The following is a 12898-nucleotide window of genomic DNA, read 5'->3' as shown; positions in this document are numbered from 1 at the left end:
TCATGAGTCATTTAGTTTTAAAACCGGGCACCCTGACCCTGTCTCAAATCCGCGAGATCAGCCGCAGCAAGGTAAGCCTTGAGCTTGCCGATAGCGCCATTGCCGACATCAATACCAGTGCCGGCTTAGTTCAGCAAGTGTTGGATGAAGGCCGTACGGTTTATGGCATCAACACCGGCTTCGGTCTGCTGGCTAACACTAAGATCGCGGCCGATGACTTGCAGTTGTTGCAGCGCTCAATCGTGCTGTCACACGCTGCCGGTACCGGCCAATATATGCAAGATGCTACCGTGCGCTTGATGATGGTGCTTAAGATCAACTCGTTGAGTCGTGGTTTTTCGGGTATTCGTCTCGAGGTGATTAACTTTCTTATCGCACTGGTTAACGCCGAAGTTTACCCTTGTGTGCCGGAAAAAGGTTCTGTGGGGGCGTCGGGTGACTTGGCTCCTCTGTCTCATATGTGTCTGCCGTTACTCGGTGAAGGCGAGATGAGCTACAAGGGAGAGATCCTGAGTGCCAAAGAGGGTCTCGAGATAGCCGGTCTTAAGCCTATCGAACTTGCTGCTAAAGAGGGCTTGGCTCTGCTTAACGGTACACAGGCATCGACGGCGTTAGCCTTAGAGGGTTTGTTTAACGCCGAAGATCTATTTGCGGCCAGTTCAGTGGTTGGTGCGATGAGCGTCGAAGCCGCTATGGGCAGTCGAAGCCCGTTCGACCCCCGCATTCATGCGGCCCGTGGTCAGAAAGGGCAGATCGATTCCGCTGCCGTATTCCGTCATATCTTAGGTGAAGAGTCTGAGATCAGCTTGAGCCATGTGGATTGCGAGAAGGTGCAGGACCCATACTCACTGCGTTGTCAGCCACAGGTACTCGGTGCGTGTTTGACTCAAATCCGTCATGCAGCAGAAGTGCTGGGCACAGAAGCGAACGGAGTTACCGATAACCCACTGGTGTTCCAGGATACCGGAGACATCATCTCGGGTGGTAACTTCCACGCCGAGCCGGTGGCTATGGCGGCCGATAACTTGGCGATTGCCATAGCCGAGTTAGGCTCTATTGCGGAGCGTCGTATCGCACTGCTTATCGATTCTAACCTTTCTAAACTACCGCCTTTCTTAGTCGAGAATGGCGGAGTGAACTCAGGCTTCATGATCGCTCAGGTGACCGCCGCGGCATTGGCATCGGAGAATAAGACCTATGCTCATCCGGCGTCTGTCGATAGCTTACCGACATCGGCAAACCAGGAAGACCACGTGTCTATGGCGACGTTCGCGGCGCGCCGTCTGCGTGATATGTCTGAAAATACCCGCGGTGTCTTAGCCGTCGAGTTGCTTGCATCGGCACAGGGGCTGGACTTCCGTCGTCCGCTGCAGCCAAGTACTGCCGTTAGCCAGGCGAAAGCCGAGCTACGTGAGTTGGTGACCTACTACGATAAGGACCGTTTCTTCGGCCCGGATATCGAAGCGGCGACCGACCTGCTTATCACGGCAAGCTTCAACGCTTACCTGCCAGCAGGAATTCTTCCAAGTTTGTAATTAAACTTGATTGAAATTTCTGTGTGCAGGTTTGATTGATTTGAGTTTTTTATCAATCGGCGTGCGGTAATGAAAGGGCCTTAGGGCCCTTTTTTGTTGCCTGCGGCAAGCTTTTATCCTAATACTCCATAGGTCTTAAGTCTTTTGTCTGTGTTGTACCTGGTTGGAGATTACATTAGCTTAGGTTGATGAAATTTGTTAATTATTGGAGTACAGGATGAGTAATCTTGCCTTTCAGGATAGCTATCCGGAGGAGCTGAGCCACTGCTATGGCTGTGGAAAGAATAACTCCCATGGTCATCAATTGAAAAGTTATTGGGATGGTGATGAAACCCGGGCCGTGTTTATGCCGCAAGCCTTTCATACCGCTATCCCGGGGTTTGTCTACGGTGGGCTGATTGCGTCGTTAATCGATTGTCATGGGACCGGTAGCGCATCGGCCGCGGCTTATCGGGAGCAAGGGAGAGAGTTAGGCTCTCTTCCTGAGCAGCGTTTTGTCACCGCCGCACTCAATATCGATTATCTTGCGCCCACGCCTATGGGAGTCGAGCTTGAGCTTCGCGGAGTGATCCGTGAGGTGAAGGCGCGAAAAGTGGTCGTGGATATTACATTGAGTGCCATGGGAAAGGTCTGCGCCAAGGGGCATATGGTGGCTGTAAAGATGCCTGAAACCATGATGAGTTCAGTTGTAGTTAATGAAGATGCATTGAAGGCTATTTGATAGAAGATTCTCTGATAAAAGTCGCCCCCAAATGTGAACATTCAGGGGCGCTTTCTCAGATTAAAAAGATAGAGTAAAGAGGCTGAGTAACAGATATGAGCTAACAAACTGAGCCTGACAGGTAGACTACATGCGTGAGTCCATCTCGCCAATCTTGAGACTCATTAACTCTTTAGTCCACTGAGACTTGTCTATGCCCTCTATCCAGAAGGTCTTACTCTGGCGTTGTTCACCATTACGCAGATAGGTGTTGGCCATTCTGAATATAGCCTTCCATACCTTGACCGTCTCGGTTTTCAGCTGTTTGCCACTGTCATCGAACAGGGTGATATCCATCTCTATCACAACGTAATTTTCTGAGCTGGTACTGGCAAGGTCGAAAGTAAGTCCGAGTCTGTTATCTGCGTCCCACTCACTCTTGAGTAAACTGACTTTAACGCCGGATTTTGCTGTGTGATTTAACAGAGCCGAGTTTTCCATCGCACTCGCTGTTAATGTGTTGGTCGTTACGACCGCAGCAGTCGTTTTAGTTGCCGTCGAGCTAACTTCTGAAGCTGTTTGAGCCGTTACAGAAGCCCCCGTAGATGCAGACTCCTGACTCTCGAGTATGACGTATTCCCAGGTGAAGTCGTCATTCAGGCGGACTGTAGTGCCATTTTCCAGAGTGATTTTAGCGACCTCTTCGGCCATGACCGGAACCGTAAATAACAACAGTGCCAGTGAAGTGTATACCCGCAGTAGTTTATGCATCAGATTGAACCTAATAAAGGAGATGACTCTAGCATATACAAAAGGTGAGCAAATTTCATATAGGGCGAAGGGTTTTAAGATCAATATCGCCCTGAAACTTAGCTTTGATGAGCAATATCTATTTACATCGCATAACCTATGCTGATCACCGCTGATTCGGAGGCTGAGTTATAACCGGCGCCAATCATCAAGCCAAAATCCATCATATATCGTAGACCGATTTCGGCTCCCCAGGAGGTATCGGACTCCTCTTCCCAGACGGGCTCACCATCGACAATGAAGGGAACGATATTATTGGTGTAGTGAGATTCATGGTTATATGAGACTGCGCCGCCATAGAGGCTGAAGTTGCTGGTCAGGCTATAGCTGAGTCCAAAGCGCCACATCGTGTCTTTGGTGTAACCCTCCCCGGGTTCCTTAACATCCATGTCGTCTTTTTGACTGGCGGCATAACCGATATAGTAACCCCAGTTCGCGTAGTCCCTGTCGTAGTGGTAGGGAGCGAAGGTGACGCCGTACATGTTATTTGCCGCAGGAATATAATCCAGGCTGACACTCATTTTAGGCTTAAAGGCGGAATCGGTCTCTGGTGCTAATTGATTCGCCGTTGCCGTTAAGCTGGTGAGAATGAGGCCTGAGGCGAGTAAATATTTTTTCATCTGCAGCATCCGATTTCGACTTTAAAAGCGGATTGTTGTTAAACTTTTAGCCGTAGTCAATCAAGAGTGCTAAAATTTCTTTTAAAATAGATGCTTGTAACTTGATTGTGTCATTTTATGTACTCTATTGTTTCGGCTTGCCAGCGATGATTTAACAAACAAGTATCCTGGCTCCTGTTTTTAAGGAAGGTAATTGTGGATCAAGAATTAAGGTTACAGATCTCTCAGTGGTTATCGGACTGGGGGGTCAACAGCACGCCATCGGACGGTGTTTCCACATCGGTATTGGTTTTTGCCAGCTTGGTGCTGGCAATGATTGCCTACCTGATTGTCAGGAGAGGTGTCGTCCGTACGATGAATATCGTCATCCAGCGCTCTAAAGTGAACTGGGACGATATCTTCATGGGGCACAATGTGTTGGAGAAATTCTCCTATATCGTGCCGGCGCTGGTGCTCGACCTTCTGTTACCCATCGCGCTCACAGAACATCATCTGATGAGCTCTTTGATCGATCGCCTGCTGAGTGTCAGTATCGTTATCATACTTATCCGCGCGGTATATAGCGCTCTGGATGCTTTCAATGAGATCGCCGATGTAAATCTGGTCAGTCGACGGCTTCCCATAAAGAGTTTCGTGCAGCTGTTTAAGTTATTTCTCTTCTTTGTGGCCGTCATAATCTCCATTTCGGTGATTGCGGATCAGTCTCCGGTCTATTTCCTCAGTGGTTTAGGTGTCGCAACCGGTTTAGTTATGTTGGTCTTCAGGGACACCATCTTAGGTTTTGTTGCAGGTATTCAGTTGGCGGCGAATCGTATGGTGAGTACCGGTGATTGGATCCAGATGGATAAATATGGTGCCGATGGAGCGGTCGAAGAGGTCTCTTTGACGACGGTGAAGGTACGTAACTGGGATAAGACAATTACTATGATCCCCGCCTACGCCTTGGTATCTGACGCATTTAAAAATTGGCGCGGCATGTCTGAATCCGGTGGGCGACGCATTAAGCGCTCCGTCTCTATCGACATTCACTCAATTGGCTTCCTGTCTGAAGAGGATAGAGTTCGCCTCAGTAAGATCAATTACCTTAAAGATTACTTTGCGGCTAAGAATGAAGAGTTAGCAGACTTCAACAGTCTGGTTGATGATGCCGACATGCCAGTTAATAGCCGGCATTTAACGAACATCGGTACTTTTAGGGCCTATTTGAAGGAGTTCGTGAGTAATCACGACAAGATCCATAAAGATATGACCTTGCTGGTGCGTCAGTTAGCGCCGACAGCGGAAGGGGTACCGATAGAGATTTATATCTTCACCAACGATACACGCTGGGCATTCTATGAAGGCATTCAGGGGGATATCTTCGATCATGTCTTTGCCATATTACCCGAATTCGGTCTGCGCGCTTTCCAGGGCCCGACGGGCTCAGATATCAGGAGTTTGAAAGCCGATAAATGCTGAAGCTGGGTTGGGGCGCTTTTATGTAGGAGCGGCTTTAGCCGCAGCAGTTAGCTATAAGTTTTAAGTCGTAAGTAAGAGCAAGCTGGTTATGAGCTGTATATTCAGAGCTACCTAAATGGTTTCAGAATACAGCTTTTGGCTACTGCTTTTTCCCGGAACTTATAACTTACAGCTCTCTCAGCCCTGTCTTGAGCTTATCGCTGCTTTTACCCTTCCCTCGTTACCAAGATTGCGGCCAGCGTGATAAAGACGCCACCGCTGGTCCGGTCAAACCAATGCAGTTTATTACTGGTCTTAAGTGTCGGAGCCAGTACGTTGGCCATGCTGGCATAGAGCATAACAAAACTGAAATCGACTACCGCCCAGGTGATTGCAAGGGTCGCTAGCTGTGGTCCTTGAGGGGCTGAAATATCGATAAACTGCGGAAACAGGGCACCAAAAAACAGCAGATCCTTGGGGTTGCTTATTCCGACTAAGAAGGCCTGTTTGAACATCTGCTTAGGGCTGCCCTTGCCCTTGATGTGTTGCAGGTCCAAGCCTTGCGCACTGGCCTTGGTGAGAAGGAGCTTTATGCCCAGAAATATCAGATAGGCTGCACCACAGTATTTTAAGATCGTAAAGCCATACTCGGTTGCGCTCAGCAAGGCGCCGAGACCCGCGGCCGATGCCGCCATTAAGATAAGGGCCGAGGTGACGCTACCTAATGCCGTGGCTAAACTGCGACTCTTGCCATAGTGAATGCCATGACTCATCGATAGTACGGCCATGGTGCCGGGAGCGATGGCAATGAGAAGTACCGCAAAAAAATAGAGCAGCCAGGTATCGAAGATCATAGATTGTATAAAATCGTGGGTGATGACCGCACTATAGCGGCCAGTCGTTTAATAGGCAATCCTGGTGTTTAAAAACTAATCCATATCAGGGTTGAAAGTCGGGTATAACCTTAGTGTGACGCCCTTTAATCCCACGGTAAAACGCAATAATCTGATCCATATCCTGCTGAATATCGTCGGTAGTCGGGACGCCTTGCGGGATGATCACCGTCTTGTTGCCAAAGTCTAACCCTACAGTAATGATGGGAACTCGTGCCTTGCTGGCAATGTGGTAAAACCCGGTTTTCCAACGTTTTACCGGGCTTCTGGTTCCTTCAGGCGCTAACGCCAAACTAAAGTCGGGGTCTGAGTTGAACAGTTGTACCACGGCATCGACTAAATTATTGCTCTTGGTTCGGTCAACCGGTCTGCCGCCGACGGCCTTAAAAAACCATCCCCAAGGCGGCATAAATAGCTGATGTTTACCCAGGAAGTTGACCTTAGCTCCCAATGCGCCACGCGCCAATACGCCTATGATAAAGTCCCAGTTGCTGGTGTGCGGACCCACGATAGCGACAAACTGGCTGTCGGTGGGGAGAGCCCCCGATATAGTCCAGCCGGTTAACTTTAAAACTAATTTGCAAAATTGTTGGAACATATAAAAACTCAATGCTATTTCATGAAGACCACCACAAATGGTGGGAATGTTGTTAATACAGGAGCTGTTAACTACCCTGAACTCTGTTGTTTTTCGACATGTCGAATCCTGCATTTCGAGGTCGTTTGGGTATATAATCAATAATACACCCAATCGTGCACTTTTGGAGAAAAGCATGTTTAAAAAGGGATTTTCAGCTTTATTGATGCTACTTGCGTTTAGCGCTACCGCTGTGCCGACTGATGATATTGCTCAGATATTGTCGATGCAGGAGGATGCCTGGAATCGTGGTGATCTCGATGGCTACATGCAGGGGTATTGGAATAGTGACAAGATGCGTTTCGTCTCGGGGAAGAAGTTTCGCTATGGCTGGGAAGAGACGCTGGCGGCTTATAAGAAAAACTACCCGGATAAGGCGACTCTGGGCACCTTGAAGTTCACCATCAAAGAGACCAAGATGCTCAGCAATTATGCCGCAATCGTAGTTGGGCGTTGGCAGTTAACCCGGGTAAAAGATCAACCTAACGGTGTGTTTACCCTGCTGGTTGAGAAAATTGATGACCGCTGGGTGATCACCCACGACCACACCTCCAACTAGACTTCCCCGTAACAAACAGGGCTTGCATCAATCATTAGTTTTATCTAATATCTTTAGCGATTAGAAAAAACTAATGGAGTAGTGCGCAATGAATCATACCCGCTATCTGGCCTTTCTGGCTATAACCCTCACCATCTCTTCATTCTCGTTGAGTGCCTCTCAGGAGTTACATCGGGAAGCGGTGGGGCTGGTTAAACAGTTTGGTGCCACTTTGAAACCTCAGCTTATACAGGCTATGCAACAGGGAGGGCCAGTGAATGCCGTCGATGTCTGTGCAGCTAAGGCACCTCAGATAGCTTATGAACTCTCCGAGCAATCCGGTTGGAATATCCGTCGGGTCAGCTTGAAGAGTCGTAATGCCAGTGCTGTCGCCGATGCTTGGGAGCAAAAAGTACTGAAGGAGTTTGAATCGCAACTTGTTGCCGGAAAACCGGCGAAAGCGTTAGAATATGAGGAGTTTATTGCCGGAGAGTATCGCTTTATGAAGGCGCAGGTCACGACGCCTCTCTGTCTCAAGTGTCATGGCAGTAATGTCGCTCCTGCTCTGCAGGAGAAGATCGAGATACACTACCCCAATGATCTCGCCTTAGGTTATCAGGCTGGTGACATTCGCGGGGCATTCAGTCTTTCATTTAAGCCTGAGTAGGCTCCACAGTAAACATCTGGCGGCCAAGGTTTCTGCCTTTACCGTCATATCTAACCTCGACGAAGCGAGTCTTGCCCTGCTGATCCTGCAATATGATGCTGGTGGATCGGGTACCGTACTCTTCGTGGCGAATAAATATCGAAGAGAGGAGCCGCTCCCATTCGACGCCTATGCCGGTTTGAGGGAGTTCCATGTCGCTGGCCCTGGTTTCATCCTTCATGATACTGATCAACTCATCAATATCGGGCTCTGCCGATTCGGTGATCAGCTTTTCCAGTGCCAGGCTTCCCCTTGCCATCTTGGGCCAGATATCGTCGAGGGCCCCGTTGCTGATCGAGTGAAAACCTGAGGTTAACAGGGTTGGCTCTTGTGTGACGCTGTTAAAGCAGTAAAGCTCATTCGCATGGCCGAAGACTAAGTTGAAAGGGTTGTAGTTCTCGCTGTGCTCTCTAAGCCAGCTCATTGTGAGCGGCTCATGTCGTTTCAGCGCCTTAACAATCAATTCGCCACGACTTCTCATATTACTCTTTTGCTTCATCGGGTCACGCAGATTGGTCAAGGCTGAAAAATCTCCCTGCCTGTTGATCCCGAGCCAGCTGCCTCCCGCTTCAAGATCTTTACCCGCTAACAGTTCATTACCGGGTTGCCAGAAATGCGCGGGCTCGGTGGGGCGATGATGAAACTCGTCTCTGTTCGCACAGACTATCAAGGGATACTCAGGATGTTGATTCAGAGCAATAAAGAGAATGCACATAGTTAGTCATATCTGACAGAGTGGTAAACCCAAGTTAACTCTGAATACGAATTAATGCTATGGGAAATGATGAAACTCATTTCCCCGCTTCCGCACAGACTATCAAGGGATACTCAGGATGTTGATTCAGAGCAATAAAGAGAATGCACATAGATTTCGGCTTTAGAGGAGAATGGTTACAAGTTAGTCTCTATGCCGTTTAAAAGCTATTAGAAAACCCAGATGTGCTAGTGATAAGTGTGAAGTTATAAGCTGTAAGTAAAATCAATATCGTAAAAGTTTATAGATGGGGTTAGAGGCTCCCCACTGTAGGAGCGGCTTTAGCCGCGAATTTTTCATGGAAAAAGCTGTAAGTAAGAGCAGGCAACTCGCAGCTATCTCTGCTCCGTCTTGAGCTTACAGCTTAACACTTATGACTTAAAACTATCTCAGCCTTAATGCTTGTGCTCATGGGTCTTAGGCTTTAACAACATGATCCTCGCCATAAACTTTCTCGGGCCTAAACGTAATAAACTTGCCGCGAACAGGGTGGCCAGGATTATCAGCGATACCGTATTTATCGGGTCAGGCAGGGTCATCATGGCATGCCATTGAGGCGCTATCATGGCCGTTATCAGTGAGCAGCCAAGTACCAGAGTGATAACGAGCGCCCTGAGTGTCCAGTTCATCAGCTTCAACTGAGCAAGATTAAAGATAGGTGCGGCGATCAGGGCCAACATTACCGCTGGCATACTCCAACCGCTATAGGCTAAGGACAGAGCCAATACCGCGCCGCCTAAGTTACAGAAACGCATTGGCAAAAATAGCACTAGCAGCACGGCAACTTGAATTGCCGGATTAGCCAAGGGCACAGCAGGGTGACCAATTAAGTTGGCGAGAATTAAGCTTAATAGTATCCATGGGGCACTCCGATCAACGAGATGAGCGAAACCGAAGCGCCAGGGCGATTTGGGCAGGGAGAGATGCGGATCGGTAGGCTCAACCTTGGTCAGCGTCAATAACGTTCCGAGAAGCGAGAGGCCGATAAGCTGAAACAGGGCAACCAAAGGGCCCAGTAAGAGCGCGGTAATAATCAGGGCTTCCGGCCCGGCTAATCGCTGTAGCCATCTTTGACCCAGCTCCCTGTTGTGTGGAGATAAGCCGAAATTGAATCTGATGGCGGCAAAGGTATAGCTGAGCAGCAATACAGGTGCCAATGTCAGCATCCAATCACTCAGCTGTTCAGTGCTGTGACTGTGGTGGTGATGTTCGTGTCCGCCAGAGTCCATCATCAGCAATACAAACAGTAGGCCGATACCGAGCAGACTGCCGATCCCGGCATGGTATTCATATCTGCCTTGTTTATCTTCATGACTCTGACCATGGGGTTGGTGCAAGACAACATGAAGAATAGAACCTGTGACAAAGGCCTGCAGGTATACGGTATTATCCAGACTCAAATGAGCCAGTAGTTGCTCGCCGGCGAAGTACCCTACGCTGGTCAACAGCATCATGCAGCCCAGTACCACCATGGCCCAACGTGCTCCAACCTGTGGTTTTAACAGCCACCATATGGCTAATCCAACAGGGAGTCGATGAAGTATGACCCCTAAGGCCAGTAAAATTGAGTTCTCATCTTGCTGAGCCAATACCATGGCTCCGCCGTCTGTGATGGTATGCAGCAGCAGTCCGCCAATCCCGAGAATAAGTGTCAGGTTATGGGTGACTTCAGAATATCGATGGAAGAGTCGTTCACTGGCTGTGGGCCCCCAGAGTCCTATGATGACAAAGATGATGGCAAGAAACCCGCCATGTTCCAGGAGCTCGGGTAAAATATGAACCAGCACTAAGCCGCCTAAGGAGACGAATATAAATCCATCCAGGCCTTTCTGGAGTCCGTTTTCTGCCGTGAAAAAACGATAGAAAATAGGACCTAACAATAGTGCGATACAACTGGCTAAAAGATAGAGCATGATTTCTTAAGAGGAGGCCTTGGAAAAACGACACATAGTATACCAGTCTTGAGACGAATAAGTAGAATTTACACACAGAGCAAAAAAACAGCTTTTTCGGAGTGATTGATGAGCTTGGTCACACGGGGATGACGCCTGTTTTCGTGACTTGTGAACCTGCTGATGAAATTTGTCTATGGAAGTGTTTGTAAAAGGTTATAGAATATAGGGATATATTGTCCTCTCACTAAGCATCTTATATGGATACCTTTTCCGCCGCAGTTATGCTGTTTCTCATCATGGATCCCTTGGGGAATCTACCTATTTTTGCGTCGATACTGCGTCATATTGAGCCCAAGAAACGCCGTCGGGTGCTGATCCGAGAGCTGACATTTGCGCTCGTCATTATGCTGTTATTCCTGTTTGCCGGTGAAGCGATTCTAAACTTCCTGAACTTAAAATCTGAGTCGGTGAGTATTGCCGGTGGTATTATTTTGTTCCTTATTGTTATGACTAACAGTTTTTTATAATAATCCCTCCACTTTTTTACCATCCTGAGCTTCAAAAAACTCCCTTCTAAATATTTTTACCAAATAAGTGTTAACATCTTTACAAGCTGAGAAATATGCCTAAGATAATAATATAACATATAATAATTCAAAGCGAGCTAGTAATGTTGGCGATGGCGATAAAACAACCTCTAGTTACTAAAAAAAAGGAGGAATTAACGGTTCCGCTGATAATGGTAAGTGACGGCTCTGATATTGTTGTTTTGTCTAGTTATGCTCGCTATGCAGCCGACAATGCACACAAATCACTAACTTGGCACGAAGGTTCTGCACGAGCTATCGAACTTCTATTCGCATATAAGTTAGCGACGGAAGGCCAGTTTCTGTCAGTAAGGTCTATGTTTGAACATTTTACTCAATCCTTACTTGATGGCACTCATAAGAATGGAGAGGATAAAACGGGACTGTGGTGGAAGCCTTATTCCGCTATGCAAGTAAGTAGATTTATTTACTATTTAACGTCTTACAGTGAATGGCTTTATGTTGATACTGAGCAAAAAACTGAGTTATTAAATCCCCAAATTGCATCTTCACAATCTGAATACTTGATGAACATGGCAGCATACCATCATCGAAAAAATAATAGCTTTTATAAACATCTTAAAAATGACAAACAAGCAAGCCAAGATGCGAAAACTACCTATTCAGTCAAAGTAAGAAAAAATCGACATAGCAATGCAACTAGCCCAGAGTATTGCTTCCCTTCAGAAATAACGAATGACGTTATTCAAGGATTTACCCTTCCTGGCTCAAGGCCGCATGATCCGATTTATAAACGCTTAGATTTGGCAAAGGTTTTGATCTTTATGTTAATGCGCTTTGGCGGCGTTAGGGTTTCTGAACCCTTTCATTTATATATTAATGATATCCAGCCATATCCAACCGAAGACAAGCAAATGATAATTAAGATTCATCATCCATCTGACAGCGTGGCTCCTGAGAAGTGGGCAGAACAGTGGGTTACAAGAGAGGTTTATCTTCGAGAGAGTTTTGGTTTAACACCGAGACATCTAAAAAAAACGACAGGCTGCTATAAAGCGGGTTGGAAAAACCCTGCACTCCATAAAGTTTCTCATGGGAATCAGAAAACAGAGCTTTTCTTTTATGTCGAATTTCTCAATGCAAGTGAGCGTGAATTATTTTATCACTTGTGGTTCTTGTACCTAAAGAAGCAAAGGCCAAGAAACAATTACTCTCCTTTTGCCTTTTTAAGTAAAAAGACAGGAATGCCACTCACTATGAGTGCTTACGATGCAAAACTTAAAAAGGTGATCAATAAATTGGGATATGAATATTCTAAAGCCGCAGGCACTACGCCCCATGGTTGTCGGCATTTGTTTAAAGCAGAAGCCAAAGCGCGTGGCATTAGTACACAAGTCATTAGAGAGTTGCTTCATCATAAATCGCTGATGAGTCAGGAAGAATACGCAAAACCATCTATAGAGCAAGTACGACAAGTAATGAAAGATAAAGAAAATGAAATGAAGGCAATAACGCAGGCGCAAGATAATCAGCTAATGGAACAGCTTAAATTAGAGGTGGATAATAATGACAACTAAAAAATATTCAACTCTCGCAGAAGCCAGTGCTGCGGCAATTAAGCTACTGAATAGCAGAGGTGTTGAGCTAATAGGCCCAAATTATAAGAAACGCTATAAGGCAGACCCAAGACTGCCATCGAACCCCAGCGCCGCCTATAAAAGCGATTGGGTGGACTGGTATAGCTTCTTTGGCACGACCGCGCCAGAAGGTAAGTACCCAACCCTTGCAGAAGCCAGTGCTGCGGCAATTAAGCTACTGAATAGCA

General features: G+C 47.2%; 13 protein-coding genes and 1 pseudogene. 8 read left to right on the top strand and 6 right to left on the bottom strand.

Annotated elements, in window-relative coordinates:
- The first annotated feature begins 2 nt into the window (after positions 1-2).
- Both hutH and EKG39_RS20960 read left to right on the top strand, forming a co-directional pair.
- Positions 3-1535 carry a histidine ammonia-lyase gene (gene hutH / locus EKG39_RS20965; protein WP_126507959.1) on the top strand — a complete coding sequence of 511 codons (1533 nt, stop codon included), beginning with the start codon at positions 3-5 and terminating at the stop codon, positions 1533-1535.
- Between the two features lie 217 nt (positions 1536-1752).
- Complete coding sequence (locus tag EKG39_RS20960) at positions 1753-2256, top strand: PaaI family thioesterase (protein WP_126507958.1); 504 nt, start codon at positions 1753-1755, stop codon at positions 2254-2256.
- Between the two features lie 126 nt (positions 2257-2382).
- On the opposite strand, the gene EKG39_RS20955 is transcribed toward EKG39_RS20960, so the two are convergent.
- Both EKG39_RS20955 and EKG39_RS20950 read right to left on the bottom strand, forming a co-directional pair.
- The gene (locus tag EKG39_RS20955; protein WP_126507957.1) at positions 2383-3006 is read right to left on the bottom strand and encodes a DUF3157 family protein; all 624 of its coding nucleotides are present in this window, start codon (positions 3004-3006) and stop codon (positions 2383-2385) included.
- Positions 3007-3128: 122 nt separating this feature from the next.
- On the bottom strand, positions 3129-3665 hold the full coding sequence (locus EKG39_RS20950; RefSeq protein ID WP_126507956.1) for an outer membrane beta-barrel protein: 537 nt from the start codon (positions 3663-3665) through the stop codon (positions 3129-3131).
- Positions 3666-3860: 195 nt separating this feature from the next.
- Between EKG39_RS20950 and EKG39_RS20945 the strand changes: the two genes are divergently transcribed.
- Entirely contained in the window at positions 3861-5123 is a 1263-nt protein-coding gene (locus EKG39_RS20945) for a mechanosensitive ion channel family protein (protein ID WP_126507955.1), read from the top strand.
- 206 nt (positions 5124-5329) lie between these two features.
- Here the strand turns inward: EKG39_RS20945 and EKG39_RS20940 are convergent, their stop codons facing one another.
- Together EKG39_RS20940 and EKG39_RS20935 are read right to left on the bottom strand one after the other, a co-directional pair.
- A complete protein-coding gene (locus EKG39_RS20940; RefSeq protein ID WP_126507954.1) occupies positions 5330-5956 on the bottom strand; it encodes a LysE family translocator in 627 nt (208 codons plus the stop codon).
- Between the two features lie 85 nt (positions 5957-6041).
- Entirely contained in the window at positions 6042-6593 is a 552-nt protein-coding gene (locus EKG39_RS20935; protein ID WP_126507953.1) for a lysophospholipid acyltransferase family protein, read from the bottom strand.
- 175 nt (positions 6594-6768) lie between these two features.
- Between EKG39_RS20935 and EKG39_RS20930 the strand changes: the two genes are divergently transcribed.
- Complete coding sequence (locus tag EKG39_RS20930) at positions 6769-7191, top strand: YybH family protein (RefSeq protein ID WP_126507952.1); 423 nt, start codon at positions 6769-6771, stop codon at positions 7189-7191.
- A gap of 88 nt (positions 7192-7279) precedes the next feature.
- Positions 7280-7837, top strand: coding sequence for a Tll0287-like domain-containing protein (locus tag EKG39_RS20925; protein WP_126507951.1), 558 nt, complete (start codon positions 7280-7282; stop codon positions 7835-7837).
- On the opposite strand, the gene EKG39_RS20920 is transcribed toward EKG39_RS20925, so the two are convergent.
- Complete coding sequence (locus EKG39_RS20920; protein ID WP_126507950.1) at positions 7824-8591, bottom strand: NRDE family protein; 768 nt, start codon at positions 8589-8591, stop codon at positions 7824-7826. The genes EKG39_RS20925 and EKG39_RS20920 overlap by 14 nt on opposite strands.
- A 434-nt stretch (positions 8592-9025) precedes the next feature.
- Entirely contained in the window at positions 9026-10543 is a 1518-nt protein-coding gene (locus tag EKG39_RS20915; RefSeq protein ID WP_126507949.1) for a metal transporter, read from the bottom strand.
- A 239-nt stretch (positions 10544-10782) separates the two neighbouring features.
- Here EKG39_RS20915 and EKG39_RS20910 point away from each other — a divergent pair.
- The 3 genes and pseudogenes from EKG39_RS20910 to EKG39_RS20900 all read left to right on the top strand — a co-directional run.
- A pseudogene (locus EKG39_RS20910) lies at positions 10783-11046 on the top strand (MarC family protein); the annotation flags it as partial.
- Between the two features lie 149 nt (positions 11047-11195).
- Complete coding sequence (gene gmtY, locus EKG39_RS20905) at positions 11196-12650, top strand: gamma-mobile-trio recombinase GmtY (RefSeq protein WP_126507948.1); 1455 nt, start codon at positions 11196-11198, stop codon at positions 12648-12650.
- The coding region (locus EKG39_RS20900; protein WP_148103065.1) for an integrase repeat-containing protein at positions 12640-12898 on the top strand (259 nt) is incomplete at its 3' end. The genes gmtY and EKG39_RS20900, both read left to right, overlap by 11 nt.

Origin of the sequence: Shewanella atlantica, from assembly GCF_003966265.1 — a bacterium.
GTDB classification, from domain to species: domain Bacteria; phylum Pseudomonadota; class Gammaproteobacteria; order Enterobacterales; family Shewanellaceae; genus Shewanella; species Shewanella atlantica.
The sequence above is the reverse complement of the archived record's forward strand: the minus strand, read 5'-3'. Positions and strand labels throughout refer to the sequence as shown.

Bases quoted from the DNA above. Each gene is read 5' to 3' on its own strand.
- EKG39_RS20960 (WP_126507958.1), top strand. From the start codon at position 1,753: ATGAGTAATCTTGCCTTTCAGGATAGCTATCCGGAGGAGCTGAGCCAC.
- gmtY (WP_126507948.1), top strand. From the start codon at position 11,196: ATGTTGGCGATGGCGATAAAACAACCTCTAGTTACTAAAAAAAAGGAG.
- hutH (WP_126507959.1), top strand. From the start codon at position 3: ATGAGTCATTTAGTTTTAAAACCGGGCACCCTGACCCTGTCTCAAATC.
- EKG39_RS20920 (WP_126507950.1), bottom strand. From the start codon at position 8,591: ATGTGCATTCTCTTTATTGCTCTGAATCAACATCCTGAGTATCCCTTG.
- EKG39_RS20950 (WP_126507956.1), bottom strand. From the start codon at position 3,665: ATGAAAAAATATTTACTCGCCTCAGGCCTCATTCTCACCAGCTTAACG.
- EKG39_RS20930 (WP_126507952.1), top strand. From the start codon at position 6,769: ATGTTTAAAAAGGGATTTTCAGCTTTATTGATGCTACTTGCGTTTAGC.
- EKG39_RS20940 (WP_126507954.1), bottom strand. From the start codon at position 5,956: ATGATCTTCGATACCTGGCTGCTCTATTTTTTTGCGGTACTTCTCATT.
- EKG39_RS20935 (WP_126507953.1), bottom strand. From the start codon at position 6,593: ATGTTCCAACAATTTTGCAAATTAGTTTTAAAGTTAACCGGCTGGACT.
- EKG39_RS20955 (WP_126507957.1), bottom strand. From the start codon at position 3,006: ATGCATAAACTACTGCGGGTATACACTTCACTGGCACTGTTGTTATTT.
- EKG39_RS20925 (WP_126507951.1), top strand. From the start codon at position 7,280: ATGAATCATACCCGCTATCTGGCCTTTCTGGCTATAACCCTCACCATC.
- EKG39_RS20915 (WP_126507949.1), bottom strand. From the start codon at position 10,543: ATGCTCTATCTTTTAGCCAGTTGTATCGCACTATTGTTAGGTCCTATT.